This is a genomic window from Nonomuraea polychroma (genome assembly GCF_004011505.1).
Taxonomy (GTDB): domain Bacteria; phylum Actinomycetota; class Actinomycetes; order Streptosporangiales; family Streptosporangiaceae; genus Nonomuraea; species Nonomuraea polychroma.
Window position 1 is genome coordinate 7,959,488 of sequence record NZ_SAUN01000001.1, and the last position, 19,597, is coordinate 7,979,084.

Sequence of the window (19,597 nt, forward strand, 5' to 3'; positions counted from 1 at the left end):
AACCGATGACCGCCGCAGACCGCGTCGACGTCCACGTCACCATGGCCGGCAACCTCTGGCTGGCCCAGGTGGACGGCGTGGCCGGCGGCATGTCGGCACGTACGCTGAAGGAGCTCCAGGGGGACGTCGCCGCCGGGCTCCCGTTCCTGTTCGCCGACCGCGCCCAGCCGCCGACGCCCGTCTACCACTACACGCTGCCCGGCCTGTCCGAGCAGGACCTCGACGACTTCGCCGCACTCCAGCGCCAGGCCGCCGCCATCGCCGAGGACTACACGCGCACGCTCAAGAAACGGGTCAAGCACATGCACGAGCTGGGCCTGTCGGACGGGGACATCGGTGAGCTGCTCGGCCTGACCAAGCAGCGCATCCAGCAGATCCGCACCAACGCCAACGACGAGGCCCGCCAGACCGGGTAGGTCCGTCCGGCGGGCCCTGCCGTCACGGCTTCTCGTCGGTCCAGCCCGCCTCCAGCATCGCGGTCGAGTGGAACACCTCGCCCGGCTCCAGACCCGCCTGCAGGCCACCAGGCCTGACCACGACGTTCTCGCCGGCCAAGGCTCGGCCGGTCGACTCGTCGAAGATCAGCCGGTCCTCCAGGACGGCGCCGCCCTTGACCCGCTCCTCGATCGAGACGGCGGTGCCCTGGCGGCCCTCGGCGTCGGTGACGTTCTCGACGACCTTGACGGTGTCGAGCTCGGCCAGCATGCGGAACGCCGCCCCCCGCACCTGCGGCGTCACCGGCATGTCGGTGATCAGGCCCGCGCTGACCTTGAACAGCCACACGTCGGACGCCATCGGGGTGCTGGACGACTCGGTGTCATGTCCCTCGTACGAGCGAAGCAACCACTTCTTGAGGTCGTCAGGATCGCTCGGCAGCCCGCGCAATTCCTTCATGGTCACGTTGCGGCCCAGCCAGAACACCTTGTCCCCGTCCACCAGCGGGCTGTGGCTGGTCCTCACCTTGCCCGGCGCGGTATCCGCAACCAGCGCGCCGCGCTTGCCCAGCGTCGGCGAACCCTGTTTGCCCGGCACCGCCACCTCCACCTTGGCCGGGGAGCCGGCCGCCTCCCATGCCTTCCTGTCCTCCTCGGTGGCCGGGCGCGCCCCGAGCGACTGGTTACGGCTCCACTGCTCGCCGCCGGTGGCGCTGGGCGTCCACATCTCGTTCCGGTTCTGCATCACCATGCGGTAGCCGCCTTCTGCCACGGTGAGCAGGGTCCGGCTCACCGTCGCGGTGTGCCAGTAGTCACCGGTGCGCTCGTCCTGCCGGTCCGCCTTCTCCGCGGCGGCCAGCAGCACCTCCCGCGCCGACAACGTGACGCGCGGCGCGGCCGTGCCGTCCGGATTCGCCGTCGAACCGCTGCCGTCCGGAGCGCCCGTGGCGGTGGCGATGGCGCCGCCCCCGTCAGGCGCCCGCGGGGTCGGTGCCGCGCCGTTCCCCGCCATGACCACGACCACCGCCGTCACGGCCGCCGCGGCGCCGGCCAGCCCGAGCCCCCACACCGGCCGTACGACCTTGCGCCGCCGTCCCGCCTGCCTCGGCCCGGACATCGCGTAGGAGAGCTCTGCGGCCCTGGTGCGCTCGTCCACCGGCCGATCGCCGAGATGCGCAGGCCGGGCGGCACGAAGCTCGTCAATGGGATTCACGACCACTCCTCGTTGTAGCTCCGAACGTGAGGCAGGGACGGCCGCGCCGCCAGACCGCGGTCCCGTCCGTGGACCGGTACGTGGCCGCCGGCCGATTCGGCGACGTCCTCCATCGCCTGCTTGAGCCGCTTACGAGCCCGATGCAGGCGGACCCGGAATGCCGCGGACGAGCACCCGATCACGCGGGCGGCCTCCTTCGGCGACAGACCGTGCCACGCGACGAGCACGAGAATCTCTCGATCGTCCTCCGCCAGCGTGGCCAGCGCCCGCAACACCCCGATCCGCTCGGTCACCTGATCGGCCACATCGCCCTCGGTCCAGGCCCGCAGCTCGGCAGCCAGCGCCTCTCTGCGTGCCTCGGCACGGACGTTGTCGCGCAGGACGTTCCTGGCCACGCCGAGCAACCACGGCAGAGCCGGCTCCGGCACATCGTCGAGCCGCCGCCAGGCGATCGCGAACGTCTCGCTCACCACCTCGTCGGCAACCTGCCGCCCCGAGCGACTGACCACGTAGGCCCACACACGTTGTCGGCATTCGTCGTACATGCCGGTGAACCGGTCCGCATCATCCGCCACCGCCCAGCCCCTTCGTTCGGCTGCGTTCTTCTGACACCAGGAAGTGGTCTGAGCCCCCTCGTTGTTACGCCACTTCTCCGTTCATCGAGCGCCAGGAACGACCATGGGATCGCCGGCATCGACGAGGGCGGGCAAGCCGGCCAGCAGAACATCCCCTCTGCGCCGTGCCGTGCTGACCAGGTCCGGCTGGAAACCCTCCATCGAGAACAGGGCCAGGACCGCCGACCCGGTGTCATGCCCGTGCTCGGCCAGCAACTCTTTGAGCCGGTCGAGACGGTCGAGATCGGCCGCACTCCGCCGGGTCACCGTCGCCTTCGCCCCTCCGATGAGCCGGATCTCCGCCCTTCCCGCCCGCTTGTCCAGTGCCACGACGTCGATCTCGTTCTTGGCCTGTCCCTTCCGGCCGTTGACGACGGTTCCCGTCACAACGCCGGCGTGTCCTCGCAGAGCGGTGTCTGCCTGTCCACGGAGCCACGCTCTGGCACAGCTCTCGAAGTGAGGTCCCAGAACGCGAGCGACGAATGCAGGTCGCGACCCGGGCGGCCTGACCGATGACGAGCTCAGGCTCACGGGGACGGTGCGACCGCAGGCGTGTCGGCGGCATTTGGCGTTGATGCTGGACGGGTTCCGGGCTTCGGCCGCTCATCCGCTGCCGGAGCCCCCCATGACGCCTGACGAGCTCGTACGCATCATGCGGGAGTGTTCCTGACCCTCGAACAGCCCAAAACTAGGCATCCTCCCGCACGCCGACCCCTCGACTCCGGAAGGCTCCCGACGACACTGCTGCCATGAACGCGCGTGACACCGAGGAAACCCCGGAGCGGGTCGAGTTCGCGGGGGGCGTGTACGGCTCGCTGCTGGCCGCCTCGGTCGTGGCCGGCAGCGCGGTGGACGGCACGCCGCTCTCGGCGGACGACCTCGTGGTCGTGTTGATCTGCACCGGTGTGGTGTTCTGGGTCGCCCACGCCTACGCCTTGGTCGTGGCCCGCGGGACCTTTCCCCTGATCTGGCGGCGCCTGCGCGTAGCCGCGCGTCAGGACTGGCCGGTGGCCCAGGCCTCTTTCCCACCTGCCATAGGGGCCGCCTTCGCCTCGGCGCTGGGCCTGTCCGACGTGGTGGCGACCTGGGTGGCGTTGATCGTCGCGGTGGCGGGCCAGGTCGCCTGGGCTGTCACAGCCGCCGCCACGGCCCGCTTTTCCGCGCGGGGCGTGGTCCTTTCCGGGGCCGCCAACCTCGTGCTGGGGCTGGCCATCATCGCGCTCAAGACCTTGGTGGCCGCTCATTGAACCGGCCGTCCGGCCCGGGCTGATCTCCCGGGCCGGTGGCGGCCTACTTGGCGTTCGCCTTCAGGTAGTCGGCGTTCATGCGGGCGATCGTCTCCAGCGGGATGCCCTTCGGGCACACGGCCGTGCATTCGCCCGTGTTCGTGCAGCCGCCGAAGCCCTCCGCGTCCATCTGGTCCACCATGGCCTTGGCGCGGGACAGGCGTTCCGGCTGGCCCTGCGGGAGCAGGCTCAGGTGGGTGATCTTGGCGGCGGTGAACAACGAGGCCGACCCGTTCGGGCAGGCGGCGACGCAGGCGCCGCAGCCGATGCAGGTGGCCGCGTCGAACGCGGCGTCGGCGTCTTCCTTCCGCACCGGGACGCTGTGGGCGTCAGGGGCGGAGCCGGCCGGGACCGAGACGAAACCGCCTGCCTGGATGATGCGATCGAAGGCGCTGCGATCCACGACCAGGTCCTTGACGACCGGGAACGGGGCCGCGCGCCACGGCTCGATGGTGACCGTGGCGCCGTCCTCGAAGTGGCGCATGTGAAGCTGACAGGTCGTGGTGGCGCGCTGCTCGCCGTGCGCCACGCCGTTGATGACCATGCCGCACATGCCGCAGATTCCTTCGCGGCAGTCGTGGTCGAAAGCGATCGGGTCGTCGCCCTCGAGGATGAGGCGCTCGTTGAGGACGTCGAGCATCTCCAGGAAGGACATGTCCGGGGACACGTCCTCCACCTTGTACGTCACCATGCGGCCGGCGTCGTCCGGACCGTTCTGACGCCAGACCTTCAGGGTCAGGTTCACTTGTAGCTCCGCTGGGTCATCTTGACGTACTCGTACTCGAGCGTTTCCTTGTGCAGGATGGGGCCGTTGTCGCCCCACTCCCAGGCGGAGACGTGCGCGAAGTTCTCGTCGTCACGCAGGGCCTCGCCGTCGGCGTCCTGGGACTCGGCGCGGAAGTGGCCGCCGCAGGACTCCGTACGCACCAGGGCGTCCAGGCACATGAGCTCGGCCAGGTCGAAGAAGTCGGCGACCCGCCCGGCCCGCTCCAGCACCTGGTTGAGCTCCTCGGCGGTGCCGCTGACCTTGACGTTCTGCCAGAACTCCGCGCGCAGCTCGGGGATGCGCTCCAGGGCCTTGCGCAGCGACTCCTCGGTGCGCTCCATGCCGCAGTAGTCCCACATGAGCTTGCCCAGCTCACGGTGGAAGGAGTCCGGGGTACGGGTGCCGTTCACGGACAGCAGACGCTCGATCTTCGACCGGACCTTGATCTCGGCCTCGGCGATGGCCGCGTCGTCGACGTCACCGAACGGGCCGGCGGCCAGGTAGTCGCCGAGGGTGGTCGGAAGGACGAAATATCCGTCGGCCAGGCCCTGCATCAGCGCGGAGGCGCCGAGGCGGTTCGCGCCGTGGTCGGAGAAGTTCGCCTCCCCGATGACGAACAGGCCGGGGATCGTGGACTGCAGGTCGTAGTCCACCCACAGGCCGCCCATGGTGTAGTGGACCGCCGGGTAGATGCGCATCGGCACCTCGTACGGGTTCTCGCCCGTGATGCGCTCGTACATCTCGAAGAGGTTGCCGTACTTCTTCTCGACGGCGTCGCGGCCGAGGCGGTTGATGGCGTCGCGGAAGTCCAGGTAGACGCCAAGGCCGCCGGGGCCGACGCCGCGGCCCTCGTCGCAGACGTTCTTGGCGGCGCGGGAGGCGATGTCGCGGGGGACGAGGTTGCCGAAGGCGGGGTAGATCCGCTCCAGGTAGTAGTCGCGCTCGTCCTCGGGGATGTCGCCGGGGGCGCGGGTGTCGTTCTTGCGCAGCGGCACCCACACGCGGCCGTCGTTACGCAGCGACTCCGACATCAACGTCAGCTTCGACTGGTACTCGCCCGACACCGGGATGCAGGTCGGGTGGATCTGCGTGTAGCAGGGGTTGGCGAAGTACGCGCCGCGCTCGTGCGCCCGCCAGATCGCCGTCGTGTTGCAGCCCTTGGCGTTCGTGGACAGGAAGAACACGTTGCCGTAGCCGCCGGTGGCCAGCACCACGGCGTCGGCCAGGTGGCGCTCGATCTCGCCGGTCACCATGTCGCGCACGATGATGCCGCGCGCCCGGCCGTCGGCGACGATCAGGTCGAGCATCTCGTGGCGGGTGTGCATGGTCACGGTCCCGGCCGCGATCTGCCGCTCCAGCGCCTGGTAGGCGCCCAGCAGCAGCTGCTGGCCCGTCTGGCCGCGGGCGTAGAACGTACGCGACACCTGCGCGCCGCCGAACGAGCGGGTGTCGAGCAGGCCGCCGTACTCGCGGGCGAACGGCACGCCCTGGGCGACCGCCTGGTCGATGATGTTCACCGACACCTGGGCGAGGCGGTAGACGTTCGACTCGCGGGCGCGGAAGTCGCCGCCCTTCACGGTGTCGTAGAAGAGCCGGTAGATGCTGTCGCCGTCGCCGCGGTAGTTCTTGGCGGCGTTGATGCCGCCCTGCGCGGCGATGGAGTGGGCGCGGCGCGGCGTGTCCTGATAGCAGAACGACTTGACGTTGTAGCCCAGCTCGCCCAGCGTCGCCGCGGCCGAGCCGCCCGCGAGGCCGGTGCCGACCACGATCACGGTGAGCTTGCGCTTGTTGGCCGGGTTGACCAGCTTCGCGGAGAACTTCCGCTTCTCCCACCGCTCCTCGATGGGGCCGGCAGGAGCCTTCGTGTCGCGGATCTCCGGACCTTCCGTGTAGTTCACTTCACAACTCCGAACGTGATCGCGAGGGGCGGGGCCAGGAAGCCGATCACCAGGACCGCGGAGACCAGTGCGGCCGAAGCCTTCAGCACCCGGTAGCGGCTGCGATTGGCCCAGCCGAGCGTCTGCACGGCGCTCCAGATGCCGTGCCGCAGGTGCAGGCCGACCATGACCACGGCCACGAAGTAGATCAGCGTCACCCACCACCGGGACGGCTCGAAGCCGGCGATCATCCGGTCGGCCGGGGAGGAGTCGAAGCCCTTGGGGTTGACGACGCCGAAGGTCAGGTCGAGCAGGTGCCAGACCACGAAGAGCGCGATCGTCAGGCCGCCGAACCGCATGATGTGCGTGGTGTAGCCGTTCGCCTGCGGCTTCTTGGCGACGTACTTGACCGGCCTGGCCTTGCCGGCCCGCCGGGCGAGGGAGATCGCGGCCCACATGTGCAGGACGACCGACGCGACGAGGACGGCTTCCAAGATCGTCAGCAGCGTCCGGTACGGCAGCAGCGGCTCGAGCAGCGTGCGCAGCGCGTGCGCGTAGTCGTTGAAGGAGTCCTTGCCCAGGAAAATCTTGAGGTTGCCGAGCATGTGGAGGACAAGGAAGAGGACCATCACGGCGCCCGTGACGGCCATCACGACCTTCTTGCCGTTCGACGAGCCGAGGAACCCGCCGGCTTTCTTACGCTTTGGAGTGCTCTTGGGAGCGGGAACCGGCGCAGTCGCGGCGCCGCGCTCAATCGTCGCAGTCACGTTTCCACAAGCTAAGTACGCAGCGATGATCCGTCCAAGTCATGATGTGCCTGGTTTCCATAGCCGGAGGCTATGATGCTGGTATGTGCGGCCTTTTCCGGACGATCAGGTGGGCCGATGCGAGGAAAATCACATGCAGTTGCAACAACTAGCGTCCTTCGTGGCCGTCGCGGAGACCAGGCACTTCACTCAGGCCGCCGAGCGCATGCGGGTCGCCCAGCCGTCGCTGAGCAAGCAGATCAAGGCACTGGAGAGTGACCTCGGGGCGCCCCTGTTCTCCCGGGCGCGGGGCAATGTCACGCTGACCCCGGCCGGGGAGGCGCTGCTGCCGCTGGCGCGCCGCATCCTCGCCGACGCCGACACCGCCAGGCAGGAGGTGGCCCAGCTGGCAGGGCTCAGAAGGGGGCGGGTGCGGCTCGGGGCCACGCCGTCGCTGTGCGCGGGGCTGCTGGCGGACGTGCTGGCCCGCTTCCATCGGGCGTACCCGGGGATCGAGCTGCTGGTCGAGGAGGGCGGCTCGCGCGACCTGGTCAGGGCGCTGGCGCGGGGGCAGCTCGACCTGTCGCTGGTCATCATGCCGCTGCAGAGCGACGACCCTTCACTGGTGACTGAGGAGATCCTGCGGGAGAACCTCGTGGTCGTCTCGAACTCGCATGAGCCGTCCAAGGGCCCGTACATGGAGATCGAGGACCTGCGCGGGCGGCCGATGGTGATGTTCCGGCGCGGCTACGACCTGCGGGAGGCGACGCTGGCGGCGTGCCGGCAGGCCGGGTTCGAGCCCAGGTTCGCGGTGCAGGGCGGCGAGATGGACGCGGTGTTGCGGTTCGTGGAGGCGGGGCTGGGGGTGGCCGTGGTGCCCTCCATGGTGCTCGACGGGCGGCCCGGTCTTTCCGGTACGCCGCTCGTGCCGCCGGGGCTCAGCCGGACGATCGCGCTGGCCCACCGCAAGGACGTGGAACCGACCACCGCCGCGCAGGCCTTCAGGGAGACGCTGCTCACGTTTGTGGTGGAAGCTGGACATGAAGGCATGCTTCCGCAAGGGGTAGAGCTCATCGCAGAATGAAGCAACATCTCCAATGTCCCGGTGAGGCGATTTGGTGACAGCAAATCTCTCGGAAACGCTGACGCTGCTCCTCCTCGAGGACGACGACGGCGACGCATTCCTCGTCGAGGAGTTGCTGCAGCAGGCTGTCGCGCCGCCGAAGATCTTCCGGGCGCGCAGCCTCCAGGAGGCCAAGGCCAAGCTGACCTCCAAGATCCAGTGTGTGCTCGTCGACCTCTCGTTGCCCGACGCCTCCCGGCTGGAGGCGCTGGAGGAGGTGCTGGCGCTGGCGCCGCACGCGGCCGTGCTGGTGCTCACCGGGCTGCGGGACGTCCACGTGGGCGTCGCCGCCGTCCAGGCCGGGGCGCAGGACTACCTGGTCAAGCAGGACATCGACGCACGGCTGCTGGCCAGGTCCATCAGGTACGCCATGGAACGCAAACGGGCCGACCAGACTCAGCTGAGGCTCGTGCAGGCGGAGCTGATCGCGAAGGAGAACGCCAGGATGCAGCGGGGCCTGCTGCCCGTCGCGCTGCTGCACACCAACGCGATCGAGCACACCACGCGTTACCTGCCGGGCAGTGGTGGCACGCTGGCCGGGGACTTCCTGGACGCGGTGCAGACCCCGGACGGCGCGGTGCACATCGTGGTGGGCGACGTGTGCGGGCACGGCCCCGACGAGGCCGCGCTCGGCGTGGCGATGCGCATCGCCTGGCGGACCCTGGTGCTGGCCGGGCAGACCGATGACACGCTCCTGCGTACGCTCGACGCCCTGCTGCGGGCCGAGCGCAAGGCGCCGGAGATCTTCACGACCCTGTGCATGGCGACGATCAGCCCTGATCTGCGCTACGCCAGGATGCGCGTGGTCGGGCACCCACCCCCGGTGCTGGTGCGCGACGGCGCCGTCGAGGTGGTCGCCGACACCCCGTCTGGCCCGCCGCTCGGGATCTTCCCGGACGCCGAATGGTCGGTGATCGACGTGCCGCTGGGTGAGGAATGGTCGATGATGCTCTACACCGACGGCCTGATCGAGGCGGCCGTGGGCGAGCACAACGAGCTGCTGGGGGTAGAGGGCCTGGTCGACCTGGTCCGCCGGCACGGCGCGATCGACCTCGACCGGCTGATCAGGCATGTGGGCACGCTGAGCGACGACCTGGCCGTGGTCCTGGTGAGCAGGAGGAGAGAATGAGCATCCATCCGCTGCCGCCGCCCAAGGAGCCTGTGGGGCTGGGCAGGCTCCCGGTGGCCCGCTGGTTCCTGTTCACCGGCGCGGTGGCAGGGGTGGCCTTCGTGGCCGGCGCCGTGGTCACCATGCTGATGCTCGCCGAGGCCCAGGCGCTGAACCCGCCGCCCGGCGTGGCCGCGCAGATGGGGCGGGTGCACGCGGCGTTGATCGTGTTGTTCGCGGTGTTGCTCGCCTGCGGCGCCGGGCTGGCGGTCATCGTGCGTTACGCCGTGCTGAAGCCCATCGACCAGCTCACCGACCAGGTCCGTCAGGTCGCCGCCGGCGACTTCGACCACACCCTGCACGTGGACCGCCCGGCGGAGCTCGCCGAGTTGTCCAGCCACATCGACGCCATGCGCGACCGCATCGTGTCGGCCTGGCGGGTGGCCGCCGACCAGGCCGAGGAGCTGCGCCGGTCGAACGGCGAGCTGGAGCAGTTCGCGTACGTGGCCAGCCACGACCTGCAGGAGCCGCTGCGCAAGGTCGCCAGCTTCACCCAGATGCTGGAGCAGCGCTACGGCTCCGAGCTCGACGAGCGGGCCAGGCAATACATCCACTATGCGGTCGACGGCGCCAAACGGATGCAGCTGCTGATCAACGACCTGCTGGACTTCTCCAGGGTCGGCCGGGTCACCGGTGAGCGCACCGTGACCGACTCCGGCGAGGCGCTGAACCAGGCGCTGGACAACCTGTCGGCCACGGTCGAGGACACCGAGACCACGGTCACCAGGGACGACCTGCCCAAGGTCAAGGGCAACCGGCTGCAGCTCACTCAGCTGTTCCAGAACCTCATCGAGAACGCGATCAAGTTCCGCTCCGAGGCGCCCCCGCGCATCCACATCGGGGTCAAGCGATCCGGCGACATGTGGGAGTTCAGCTGCTCCGACAACGGCATCGGGGTCGAACCCAAGTACGCCGACCGTATCTTCCTCATCTTCCAGCGTCTCCACCCCCGGGACGTGTATCCAGGGACTGGCATCGGCCTGGCACTGTGTCGCAAGATCGTCGAGTACCACGGCGGACAGATGTGGCTCGACAACAGCGATGAGGGCCAGGGTGCGACGTTCCGCTGGACGCTACCCGCGGCTGGAGACGACGATGACTGAATGGCGCCCGATCGAGGTGCTCCTGGTGGAGGACGACCAAGGGGACATCCTGCTCACCAAGGAGGCCTTCGACTACAACAAGGTACGCAACCGCCTCAACGTGGTGAACGACGGCGAGCAGGCGATGGCGTACCTGCGCCAGGAGGACGGCTACGCCGACGCGCCACGCCCGGACCTCATCCTGCTGGACCTCAACCTGCCGCGGATGAGCGGCATGGAGGTGCTGCGGGAGGTCAAGGCCGACAGCACGTTGCGGATGATCCCTGTGGTGATACTGACGACGTCAGAGGCGGAGGAGGACATCATCCACAGCTACCAGCTGCACGCCAACGCCTATGTGTCGAAACCGGTGGACTTTGAGCAATTTATCCGGGTTGTCCGGCAGATCGATGATTTTTTCGTGACTGTGGTTAAGTTGCCGGCCCAGGGGCAGCGCCCCTGACGACCTACGTGACAGGAATCACAGGCGGTCATCGAAAAAGTGAGTGACCCCGCTCACAAATATGGATGCGAGCGTCGTAACGTATCCCCCACCAACGCGCGCTTGAGCGATACCGCACGTACGCGCGCCCAGCGAAACGAAACCACGGACCCGCCGCGCGAAAGGGTCCGCGGGAGGTGGAGAGGTCCGCGATGACCCAGACGACGCCCGAAGCCCCGCTCCGAAGGCAGCGTGCGCAAGTCAAGGTGCGCACCCTGCGCACGGACAGATGGTGGCTGACCCCGCTGCTGACATTCCTCGGGCTCAGTTCCTTCCTTGTGTACGGTGTATGGGCGATCATCGACACGAGCAACTTCGTCGAGCCGTACGTCGCCCCCTTCGCCTCACCCTGTCTGACGACCCAGGCGGTGTGTGACGGCGCGAGGCTGTTCGGATGGGCGCCGATCGGCGACTGGTACGCCCTCCCGCCGGGGCTGCTCATCCTCGGCCTCCCGGGCGGATTCCGGTTGACGTGCTATTACTACCGAAAGTCGTACTACCGCTCGTTCTGGTTGTCGCCGCCCGCGTGCGCGGTGCAGGAGCCGCACGGCAAGTACACCGGTGAGCGGCGCTTCCCGCTGATCCTGCAGAACGTGCACAGGTACTTCTTCTACGCGGCCATCCTGATCGGCCTCATCCTGGCCTACGACGCCGTCCTGGCGCTCGTCCACAAGCCGCTCGGCCTGGGCACCTGGATCCTGGTCGCCAACGCCGTCCTGATCAACCTGTACACGCTTTCGTGCCACTCCTGCCGGCACATCACGGCGGGCCGGCTCAACCACTTCTCCCGTCACCCGCTGCGTTACCGGGCCTGGACGTTCGTCTCCAAGCTCAACGCCAAGCACCAACCCCTCGCGTGGGCCTCGATGTTCTCCGTCATGGGCGCCGACCTCTATGTCCGCCTGGTGGCCAAGGGCATCATCGCCTTCCCGTACGCGTAAGGACAGCTTTCAGTGGACAACTCGCTTAACACAGAGCGTCACGAATACGACGTCGTCGTCATCGGCGCGGGCGGCGCGGGACTACGCGCCGCGATCGAGGCCCGTCAGCAGGGCAAGCGGACGGCCATCGTCTGCAAGTCGCTGTTCGGCAAGGCGCACACGGTCATGGCCGAGGGCGGCGCGGCCGCCGCCATGGGCAACGTCAACTCCGCCGACAACTGGATGGTGCACTTCCGCGACACCATGCGGGGCGGCAAGTTCCTCAACAACTGGCGGATGGCCGAACTGCACGCCAAGGAGGCGCCCGACCGGGTGTGGGAGCTGGAGGCCTGGGGCGCGCTGTTCGACCGCACCAAAGACGGCAAGATCAGCCAGCGCAACTTCGGCGGGCACGAGTACCCACGGCTCGCACACGTGGGCGACCGTACCGGGCTGGAGCTGATCCGCACCCTGCAGCAGCGCGTCGTCGCGCTCCAGCAGGAGGACTACGAGAACCACGGCGACTACGAGGCCTACATCAAGGTCTTCGCCGAGTGCACGGTCACCCGGCTGCTCAAGGACGGCGACCGGATCTCGGGCGCGTTCGGCTACTGGCGCGAGTCCGGAAATTTCATCCTCTTCGACGCGCCGGCCGTGGTGCTGGCCACCGGCGGCATCGGCAAGTCGTACGTCGTCACCTCCAACTCCTGGGAGTACACCGGTGACGGCCACGCCCTGGCCCTGCTGGCCGGCGCGAAGCTGATCAACATGGAGTTCATCCAGTTCCACCCCACCGGGATGGTCTGGCCGCCGTCGGTGCGCGGCATCCTCGTCACCGAGTCCGTCCGCGGCGACGGCGGCGTGCTGCGCAACTCCGAGGGCAAGCGCTTCATGTTCGACTACATCCCCGAGGTGTTCAAGGACAAGTACGCCACCACCGAGGAGGAAGCCGACCGCTGGTACACCGACCAGGCCAACAACCGGCGCCCGCCGGAGCTGCTGCCGCGTGACGAGGTGGCCCGCGCGATCAACGCCGAGGTGAAGGCCGGGCGGGGATCCCCGCAGGGCGGCGTGTTCCTCGACGTCTCCACCCGGCTCCCGGCCGAGGAGATCAAGAAACGGCTGCCGTCGATGCACCACCAGTTCAAGGAGCTGGCCGACGTCGACATCACCGCCGAGCCCATGCAGGTGGGCCCGACCTGCCACTACATCATGGGTGGCGTCGAGGTGGACGCCGACACCGGCGCGGCGGCCGTGCCCGGGCTGTTCGCGGCCGGCGAGGTGTCCGGCGGCATGCACGGCTCCAACCGGCTCGGCGGCAACTCGCTGTCCGACCTGCTGGTGTTCGGGCGCCGGGCGGGCGCGGGCGCGGCGGCGTACGTGGACGGGCTCCCCGCCCGGCCCAAGATCGCTCCCGAGCAGGTCGACGAGGCGCACGCCGAGGCGGTGGCGCCGCTGGGCCGCAACGGCGAGAACCCCTACGAGGTCCACCACGAGCTTCAGCGCACGATGAACGACCTGGTCGGCATCATCCGCAAGGCCGAGGAGGTCTCCGAGGCCCTCCAGGTCGTGGAGAAGATCAAGGAGCGCGTGCGCGTGGTCGGGGCGGCGGGCTCGCGCATCTACAACCCCGGTTGGCACCTGGCGATCGACCTGCGCAACATGGTGCTGGTGTCGGAGTGCGTGGCCAAGGCCGCGTTGCTGCGCGAGGAGAGCCGCGGCGGTCACACCCGCGACGACTTCCCGGGGATGAACCCGGACTGGCGCCGCAAGCTGCTCGTCTGCTCCACCGAGGACGGCTCGACGATCAAGGTCGAGGAGAAGGTCCAGCCGCCTATGCGCGACGATCTGATCACCCTGTTCGACCGGGGCGAGCTGAGCAAATACCTCACCGACGAAGAGATGACCGAGTTCGACGGGATAGCGAAGGCATGAGCTACAAGGCAAAGTTCAAGGTCTGGCGTGGTGAGGGCGGCGAGGGCAGGCTCGAGGACTTCACCGTGGAGGTCAACGAGGGCGAGGTCGTTCTCGACATCATCCACCGGCTGCAGGCCACGCAGGCGCCCGATCTGGCGGTGCGGTGGAACTGCAAGGCGGGCAAGTGCGGCTCGTGCAGCATGGAGATCAACGGCAAGCCGCGGCTGGGCTGCATGACCCGCATGTCCACCTTCGAGGAGGACGAGACGATCACGGTCACGCCGATGCGGACGTTCCCCGTCATCAAGGACCTCGTCACCGACGTCTCGTACAACTACCAGAAGGCCAGGGAGGTCCCCTCCTTCACGCCGCCGGCCGGCGTGCGGCCCGGCGAATACCGGATGAAGCAGGTCGACGTCGAGCGGTCCCAGGAGTTCCGCAAGTGCATCGAGTGCTTCATGTGCAACAACGTCTGCCACGTGATCCGCGACCACGAGGAGAACAAGGCCAACTTCTCCGGTCCCCGTTTCCTCATGCGGATCGCCGAGCTGGACATGCACCCGTATGACGTGGCGGACCGGCAGGAGGCGGCCCAGGAGGAGCACGGGCTGGGCTACTGCAACATCACCAAGTGCTGCACCGAGGTCTGCCCCGAGCACATCAAGATCACCGACAACGCGCTGATCCCGATGAAGGAGCGCGTGGTGGACCGTAAGTACGACCCGCTGGTGTGGCTGGGCAACAAGATCTTCAAGCGCGCCAAGTAGGCCGGCACACGATCGAGGGGGGCTGGACGGGTGTCCAGCCCCCCTCAACGTTTCCGGCGGCTGCTCGGAGCAGGGGAACCAACGTTTCGGACGGCTACTCGGAGCGGCGGAAACGCTCGCGCTCGGAGTCCGGCATCTCCTTGGTCGGCTCCTGCCGCGGCAGCGGCTGCACGGCTGTCACGTCCTCGTCGGCAGGCAGGTACGGTGGCGGCTCGTAGTCGTGCGCGGGCCGCCTCGGCTCGAACAGCGACGTCCCCTGCTCCCACGGCTCGGAGTCGCCGGACTCGGCCGAGGAAGCCGGGCCGAACGGGTGCTCGCGACCGTCGTCGAGCGGGCCGCTGCCGCCCGGCGGGATGTCGGTCGGCGGCACCAGCGGCTCGAACAGGTCGCGGTACTCCTTCTCCTTGGCCTTGGGCGGCTCGTGGCTGTAGGAGTCGAACTCGTCCGGGTGCAGCACCACGGGAGGCGGGTCGGACGGCGCCGCGGGCGGCGGCGGCTCCTGCGCGTAACCCTGCGGCGGGTACGGGTGAGCGACGTCCTGGTAGACCTGTCCGCTCGGGTAGGTCTGCACCGGCACGAAACTGATGATCGGCGCGTACGCCGTGGAGCCGGGGTGTCCGGGGGGCGGGTAACCCGCCGCGTAGCCGGGACCGGCCGGGTAACCGCCGGGCGGGTAGCCACCGGGCGGCATGTCCGGACGCCCACCGCCCAGCGGTGGACCCGCCTTACGTACGGCGGCGGCGTGGGCCATGCGGCGCAGCCGGCCCTCGAAGATCAGCACGGCGAAGAGCGCGAGCAGGACGAGAACCAGCGCCGGGATGCTGAGCTTCTGCGTCAACGTCCGCTGGTCGAACTCCGGCGCCGCGTTACGCAGCTCCAGCGGCACCTCCTCAGAGGCGGCGGACTGCGTGTCGGTCGGCACCACGGGAGGAGAGGTCGTCGGAGGAGCGGCGGTCGGCATCTCGACGGGCGGCTCGGACGTGGCCGACGCGGTCGGCGGGGGCTCGACGTTCTGCGAGGGAACCGGCTGCGGGTTCTGCGTGGGGGTGGTCTGCGGGGGCGAGGGCGGAGGTGCGGACGACGTCGTCGGCGACGCGGTCTTGGTGGGCTTCTTCGGAGACGCCGTGACGGTCTTGGTGACCGTCGTCTCCGGGTCGCCCTCGGGCGTCGGCGTGCTTAAGGTCGTGGTCACCGTGACCGTGGTCTGAGGATCGGACTCGCACGACGGATCGCCGACATCACACGGCTCGACGGGCGGATCGTACGATGTCACGGACGCGCTCGCGCTCTGCACGATGAACGGCGTCGCTCCGGCGCCGGTCAGTCCCAGCGCCAGGACGATCGCGGACACGGCCGTCGCTCGCCTGCGTTGCACCGGTGCCCTCCGCGTAGTCCCGGAACCATGGTCAAGGGAATACTAGTCCGGTCAAAGTAACAGTAAAGACGGGATTACAACACCATTCTACGCTTCCGGTGCTTTTGTACCGTGACAATGAGCCACAGGGATCCGAGCAGCGCCCCGATGCCGCCGATGGCCATCGTGTGCCCCAAAGGACCTTTCAACGGGTTGCCGTGTTCGGCGGGCCGGGTGGGCTTCCTCGCGGCGACCATCTCCCACGGAAGAGGCACCGTCCCCGGCGCGGCCTCCGTCCCGGACGGGGCGATCTGGGGGGATGGGGTGGCGCCGGGCGCGGGCGAGGCCCCGGTATTGGGCACGGCGCCGAGGCCCTGCTGCGACAGGTCGGGAAGGGCTTGTGCGGACGTGCTCGGAACGGCGTGCGGGGACGCGGTAGGGAACGTCAGCCCGGACGCCGTGGGCGGCGCCTGCGCGGACGCGGCTGTCCGGGGCACCCGCACATCGGCCTTCCCTGTCCGAGGCACCCGCACATAAGCCCTCCCCGTCCGGAGCACCGGAGCTTCAGCCCTCCCGGTCCCGGGCACCTGCGTACCGGCCTCAGGCGCGTGGGGAACCTGCGCGCGGACCTCGGGCGTCCAGCGCGCCCACACGTCGACCTCGTCCGTCAGGTGCGATTCGGCGCCGGTCCCGGCGGACGCCAAAGCGTCGGGCTCGGCCGTCTGGGGCAACCTGGTGTCGGTCCCGGCGGACGCCAAAGCGTCGGGCTCGGCCGTCTGGGGCAACCTGGTGTCGGTCGCGGCGGACGTCAAAGCGTTGGGCTCGGCCGTCTGAGGCGACTGGGTGTCGGTCCCGCCGGAGGCACTCCCGGTGGCCGGCGGGGTGGGGTCGGCGAGTTGGGCCGCCTGACCGCTGACCGGCGGTGCGGTGCCCATGACCCGCGTGGCGACGGTTCCGCGTGCGGTCGTCGGGTCGGCCCCTGGCTCGGCACGCACGCTGGCCACCGCCGCCAGCACCACCTTCCTGGCGCCCTCAGGCGTCGTGAGCGTCACGTCCAGGGATCGTTCGCCGGAGACCCTCCCGAGCCGGCACACGTGCGTGCCGGGCAGCGCCCCGTCCGGGAGGGCGGTGGTCCCCGCGGCGTCCAGCGCCCGCGCGGCCAGCACCCGTGCGGGCAGCATCGGGGTCGCAGGCGCCCCCGCCGTAGAGCCTCCATTCGCGACAGCCCCACCCCAGGGCGGGCCTTGCGTGCCGGCGGTCGCCGAGGACGCCACGCCTCCGGTCGCCGAGCCGGGGATCCCCAGACCTCCGCCGGCGAAGCTACCGGTCGCCGGGGCGGAGGCGGCAGGGTCGGGAGTCGGGTGGGAGCCTGACGAGGGGCAGGCCACCTGGGACAGCGCATCCACCGGGCTGGCGGCCACGGCCACCCTGGCCCCCTTGCCCATCCCGTTCAGCCGCACTCTGAACCGCTGAACGTCCCCCGTCCTGACCCACTTCCCCACGCCGCCGTCGTCCCGGCTCACCCGCTCGAACACCAGTGAGACCCCGGTCGCGGCCATGGGCACGGAGGGCACCGCCGCCAGGATCAGCACACCAGCAAAGATCCAGCCACGACGCATCACTCCCACTCCCCCGCTGCGACAGATCACCCGTTAGTCACGTGTAGTAAGCATCATGTCACAGAAGGTGACGACGTCATCACGGGGGAGGCAGGATCAGACCCTCCACGGTCTTCATGATCGGCAGGTCGGCCCCGAGCCACTCCACATCGAAGTACTCCCCGGGCCCCAGCCACCGCAACGCCAGGTGTTCCCTCGGCTCCGGCGTCCCCGCGGCGATCGAGGCCAGCCAGACACGCAGCAGGTACCCCTCGGACAGCGGCCAGTCACCGCCCACACGCTCGCCCACCGCGATCTCGACCCCGAGCTCCTCCCGGCACTCCCGGATCAGCGCCTCGGACTCGCTCTCCCCCGGGTCGACCTTGCCACCGGGAAACTCCCAGCCGCCCGCCACCGCCGCCGGCGCCGCGCGCTGGGCGGCCAGCACCCGGCCGCCCTCGGCGACGATCACCGCCGCCACGACCACCACGACTTCGCTCATGCGTTGCGATTCCTCACAGGGAAGGATTCTGCAGCTTCTTCAGCTGTTCGAGCACGTCGGGGTTCTGCAGGGGGCGGGTGAACCCGACGCGATTGCCACGGGCTTCGTAGCTGGTGACCTTGATCGGCCCGCACAGCCGGCACCGGGCCTCGAGCATCTTGCCCTTCGACACCACCAGCCCGACGTGTCCGGGATTGTTGGCCGAGGTGCCCGGCCCGGAGTTGAAGAACACCAGGTCGCCCGGCTGCTCTTCGCCCTCTAACACCTTCACCCCGAACGGCCACTGCCCGAACGTCGTCCGCGGGATCGACAACCCCGCCGACCGGTACGCCGCGTAAATGACACCCGAGCAGTCGAACGCGTCGGGCCCCGTGCCACCCCACAGATACGGCTTCCCGCGCTGCGCCAGCGCGAACTGCAATATCTTGGCCACGACATCGCTCGGCGCCGCCTCGACCAGCGAGTCGTCGCATTCCTCCTCGGCCTGCGGCGGCACCTTCACGTCCCCGGACTTGGCGTACTTCCTGGCGATCTCCTCGACCTGGTCCACGTACCACCAGGCGCGGTTGTAGACGAACAACGCCTGCCGCACGTTCTCGGGCGCCCCGTTGCGCTTGAGCATCCTCGCGGCGCCGAGGATCGCGTCGGCCGGGTTGTACACGTCGCCGATGCCGTCACCGTCTCCGTCGGAGGCGTATCCGTTGAACGTCGACGACACCGGGATCCTGGCCTTGCCGCCCCACGTGGAGATCAGGAACTGCATCGGCCCGGCGGCGCCCGCGGAGTTGGTGCCGCTCCTGACGCCGGGCAGCTTGGAGCGGCCGTGGTCGGTCTCGCGTTTGCCCACGGCGGCCAGGATGTTCCACTGGACGCCGATCTTGTCGCCGTGCTCCTTGTACAGCTCCAGGTAATTGGCGGGGATGTCGGCGGTGGCCGAGTCGGAGGCCTCTTCCACCTGCGCCGTGTCCGCGCAGTCGATGGAGGTGCGCCCCTCGCTCAAGAACGACGGCATCGAGATCAGCAACATCGGCGACACCACGACCAGGGCCAGCAGCAACCCCCCTGCCAGGCCGATCAGCAGGGCGAGGCGCGTTCGGGAGACGTTCATCACTCGTCCCCGAACTGGCCCTCGGTCGCCGGCATGATGTCGAAGATCCGCCAGTCGGTCCCGGACTGGCTCACCGTGACCGCGTACTCCTCGGCGAGCTGCTTGTCGCCGCTCTTCGCGGCGACCTGCCTGGTCCCGGCGACGACGAAGACGATGGAGTTCTTCTCGATCTGCCTGATCTCCTTCAGTCTGGCCGTGGCAGTGGAGATGATCTGGTCGTTGCGGTTCTGCTCGACGGTGCCCGCCGACGTCATCGTGCGGGTCAGGATGTTGCCGAGTTCAGGAGTGGTGTACGCCTTCAGCCGGTCGGCGTAGGCGGCCGGGTCCTCGTCGTACCTGAAGGTGCCGTACGCGGCGGTGAACCGTTGGGCCAGGTCCGCCGCCGCGGCCAGCTGCTCCTTCTTCATCGGCAGGTAGTTGTAGACGTCGAACGGCGCGGAGCTCGCGGTGGCCAGCGGCGTGCTGGACGGCCCCGGCACGCTCGTAGCGCGGGTGGTGGCCTGCGCCACGGGCTGGGCCGGGTCCTCCGTGCCCGCCCACGTGAGGTAGACGCCGACCGCGGCGATGACCACGACGATGGCGGCGAAGGCCAGCCCGCGCCTGTCACCTGGCTGCGCCAT

Annotated in this window: 20 protein-coding genes; 9 read left to right on the plus strand and 11 right to left on the minus strand. The window is 69.1% G+C overall.

Translation table 11 applies throughout. The features are described from left to right. Positions 1-5 precede the first annotated feature (5 nt). Positions 6-416, plus strand: a complete 411-nt coding sequence (locus EDD27_RS36210) for a hypothetical protein (protein ID WP_127936392.1) — start codon at positions 6-8, stop codon at positions 414-416. A gap of 22 nt (positions 417-438) precedes the next feature. Here the strand turns inward: EDD27_RS36210 and EDD27_RS36215 are convergent, their stop codons facing one another. The 3 genes from EDD27_RS36215 to EDD27_RS36225 all read right to left on the minus strand — a co-directional run bounded on the left by EDD27_RS36215 (position 439) and on the right by EDD27_RS36225 (position 2,648). Further along, positions 439-1,647, minus strand: coding sequence for a CU044_5270 family protein (locus EDD27_RS36215; RefSeq protein ID WP_127936393.1), 1,209 nt, complete (start codon positions 1,645-1,647; stop codon positions 439-441). Next, a complete protein-coding gene (locus EDD27_RS36220) occupies positions 1,644-2,222 on the minus strand; it encodes an RNA polymerase sigma factor (RefSeq protein WP_241564444.1) in 579 nt (192 codons plus the stop codon). The genes EDD27_RS36215 and EDD27_RS36220 overlap by 4 nt, the downstream gene beginning before the upstream one ends. A gap of 81 nt (positions 2,223-2,303) precedes the next feature. After that, positions 2,304-2,648, minus strand: a complete 345-nt coding sequence (locus EDD27_RS36225; protein WP_206641805.1) for a hypothetical protein — start codon at positions 2,646-2,648, stop codon at positions 2,304-2,306. Positions 2,649-3,010: 362 nt separating this feature from the next. Here EDD27_RS36225 and EDD27_RS36230 point away from each other — a divergent pair, with 362 nt between their 5' ends. Beyond that, positions 3,011-3,508 carry a hypothetical protein gene (locus EDD27_RS36230; protein ID WP_127936394.1) on the plus strand — a complete coding sequence of 166 codons (498 nt, stop codon included), beginning with the start codon at positions 3,011-3,013 and terminating at the stop codon, positions 3,506-3,508. Positions 3,509-3,551: 43 nt separating this feature from the next. Here EDD27_RS36230 and EDD27_RS36235 read toward each other — a convergent pair whose 3' ends face one another. From EDD27_RS36235 to EDD27_RS36245, 3 genes are read right to left on the minus strand one after another with little or no spacing between them, the layout of a single operon-like run. Continuing rightward, complete coding sequence (locus EDD27_RS36235; RefSeq protein WP_127936395.1) at positions 3,552-4,292, minus strand: succinate dehydrogenase/fumarate reductase iron-sulfur subunit; 741 nt, start codon at positions 4,290-4,292, stop codon at positions 3,552-3,554. Then, positions 4,289-6,211 carry a fumarate reductase/succinate dehydrogenase flavoprotein subunit gene (locus tag EDD27_RS36240; RefSeq protein WP_127936396.1) on the minus strand — a complete coding sequence of 641 codons (1,923 nt, stop codon included), beginning with the start codon at positions 6,209-6,211 and terminating at the stop codon, positions 4,289-4,291. The genes EDD27_RS36235 and EDD27_RS36240 overlap by 4 nt, the downstream gene beginning before the upstream one ends. Next, positions 6,208-6,957, minus strand: a complete 750-nt coding sequence (locus EDD27_RS36245; protein ID WP_127936397.1) for a succinate dehydrogenase cytochrome b subunit — start codon at positions 6,955-6,957, stop codon at positions 6,208-6,210. The genes EDD27_RS36240 and EDD27_RS36245 overlap by 4 nt, the downstream gene beginning before the upstream one ends. A gap of 133 nt (positions 6,958-7,090) precedes the next feature. Here EDD27_RS36245 and EDD27_RS36250 point away from each other — a divergent pair, with 133 nt between their 5' ends. The 7 genes from EDD27_RS36250 (at position 7,091) to EDD27_RS36280 (ending at position 14,415) form a co-directional block, all read left to right on the plus strand. Then, entirely contained in the window at positions 7,091-8,020 is a 930-nt protein-coding gene (locus EDD27_RS36250) for a LysR family transcriptional regulator (RefSeq protein WP_127936398.1), read from the plus strand. A 34-nt stretch (positions 8,021-8,054) separates the two neighbouring features. Then, on the plus strand, positions 8,055-9,188 hold the full coding sequence (locus EDD27_RS36255) for a PP2C family protein-serine/threonine phosphatase (RefSeq protein WP_127936399.1): 1,134 nt from the start codon (positions 8,055-8,057) through the stop codon (positions 9,186-9,188). Further along, positions 9,185-10,330 carry a sensor histidine kinase gene (locus EDD27_RS36260; RefSeq protein WP_127936400.1) on the plus strand — a complete coding sequence of 382 codons (1,146 nt, stop codon included), beginning with the start codon at positions 9,185-9,187 and terminating at the stop codon, positions 10,328-10,330. The genes EDD27_RS36255 and EDD27_RS36260 overlap by 4 nt, the downstream gene beginning before the upstream one ends. After that, positions 10,323-10,772, plus strand: a complete 450-nt coding sequence (locus EDD27_RS36265; RefSeq protein WP_127936401.1) for a response regulator — start codon at positions 10,323-10,325, stop codon at positions 10,770-10,772. The genes EDD27_RS36260 and EDD27_RS36265 overlap by 8 nt, the downstream gene beginning before the upstream one ends. Positions 10,773-10,963: 191 nt before the next feature. Then, a complete protein-coding gene (locus tag EDD27_RS36270) occupies positions 10,964-11,752 on the plus strand; it encodes a hypothetical protein (RefSeq protein WP_127936402.1) in 789 nt (262 codons plus the stop codon). Between the two features lie 12 nt (positions 11,753-11,764). Further along, the gene (locus EDD27_RS36275) at positions 11,765-13,666 is read left to right on the plus strand and encodes a fumarate reductase/succinate dehydrogenase flavoprotein subunit (protein WP_127936403.1); all 1,902 of its coding nucleotides are present in this window, start codon (positions 11,765-11,767) and stop codon (positions 13,664-13,666) included. Continuing rightward, complete coding sequence (locus tag EDD27_RS36280) at positions 13,663-14,415, plus strand: succinate dehydrogenase/fumarate reductase iron-sulfur subunit (RefSeq protein ID WP_127936404.1); 753 nt, start codon at positions 13,663-13,665, stop codon at positions 14,413-14,415. The genes EDD27_RS36275 and EDD27_RS36280 overlap by 4 nt, the downstream gene beginning before the upstream one ends. 94 nt (positions 14,416-14,509) lie before the next feature. On the opposite strand, the gene EDD27_RS54775 is transcribed toward EDD27_RS36280, so the two are convergent. From EDD27_RS54775 to EDD27_RS36310, 5 genes are all read right to left on the minus strand, one after another. Beyond that, positions 14,510-15,790: a hypothetical protein gene (locus EDD27_RS54775; RefSeq protein WP_164903946.1), complete on the minus strand. Its 1,281-nt coding sequence runs from the start codon at positions 15,788-15,790 to the stop codon at positions 14,510-14,512. Between the two features lie 74 nt (positions 15,791-15,864). After that, positions 15,865-17,388, minus strand: coding sequence for a hypothetical protein (locus tag EDD27_RS36295; protein ID WP_127936407.1), 1,524 nt, complete (start codon positions 17,386-17,388; stop codon positions 15,865-15,867). A 79-nt stretch (positions 17,389-17,467) separates the two neighbouring features. Then, positions 17,468-17,869 carry a (deoxy)nucleoside triphosphate pyrophosphohydrolase gene (locus EDD27_RS36300; RefSeq protein WP_127936408.1) on the minus strand — a complete coding sequence of 134 codons (402 nt, stop codon included), beginning with the start codon at positions 17,867-17,869 and terminating at the stop codon, positions 17,468-17,470. Between the two features lie 13 nt (positions 17,870-17,882). After that, on the minus strand, positions 17,883-18,977 hold the full coding sequence (locus EDD27_RS36305; protein ID WP_127936409.1) for a C40 family peptidase: 1,095 nt from the start codon (positions 18,975-18,977) through the stop codon (positions 17,883-17,885). Beyond that, positions 18,977-19,597, minus strand: coding sequence for a hypothetical protein (locus EDD27_RS36310; protein ID WP_127936410.1), 621 nt, complete (start codon positions 19,595-19,597; stop codon positions 18,977-18,979). Before EDD27_RS36310 ends, EDD27_RS36305 begins: the two co-directional genes overlap by 1 nt.

What these genes read in the sequence shown, in the direction of transcription:
- EDD27_RS36210 (WP_127936392.1), top strand. Translation starts at nt 6, where the DNA reads ATGACCGCCGCAGACCGCGTCGACGTCCACGTCACCATGGCCGGCAAC.
- EDD27_RS36230 (WP_127936394.1), top strand. Translation starts at nt 3,011, where the DNA reads ATGAACGCGCGTGACACCGAGGAAACCCCGGAGCGGGTCGAGTTCGCG.
- EDD27_RS36250 (WP_127936398.1), top strand. Translation starts at nt 7,091, where the DNA reads ATGCAGTTGCAACAACTAGCGTCCTTCGTGGCCGTCGCGGAGACCAGG.
- EDD27_RS36260 (WP_127936400.1), top strand. Translation starts at nt 9,185, where the DNA reads ATGAGCATCCATCCGCTGCCGCCGCCCAAGGAGCCTGTGGGGCTGGGC.
- EDD27_RS36265 (WP_127936401.1), top strand. Translation starts at nt 10,323, where the DNA reads ATGACTGAATGGCGCCCGATCGAGGTGCTCCTGGTGGAGGACGACCAA.
- EDD27_RS36270 (WP_127936402.1), top strand. Translation starts at nt 10,964, where the DNA reads ATGACCCAGACGACGCCCGAAGCCCCGCTCCGAAGGCAGCGTGCGCAA.
- EDD27_RS36280 (WP_127936404.1), top strand. Translation starts at nt 13,663, where the DNA reads ATGAGCTACAAGGCAAAGTTCAAGGTCTGGCGTGGTGAGGGCGGCGAG.
- EDD27_RS36295 (WP_127936407.1), bottom strand. Translation starts at nt 17,388, where the DNA reads ATGCGTCGTGGCTGGATCTTTGCTGGTGTGCTGATCCTGGCGGCGGTG.
- EDD27_RS36300 (WP_127936408.1), bottom strand. Translation starts at nt 17,869, where the DNA reads ATGAGCGAAGTCGTGGTGGTCGTGGCGGCGGTGATCGTCGCCGAGGGC.
- EDD27_RS36305 (WP_127936409.1), bottom strand. Translation starts at nt 18,977, where the DNA reads ATGAACGTCTCCCGAACGCGCCTCGCCCTGCTGATCGGCCTGGCAGGG.
- EDD27_RS36310 (WP_127936410.1), bottom strand. Translation starts at nt 19,597, where the DNA reads ATGGCGCAGCCAGGTGACAGGCGCGGGCTGGCCTTCGCCGCCATCGTC.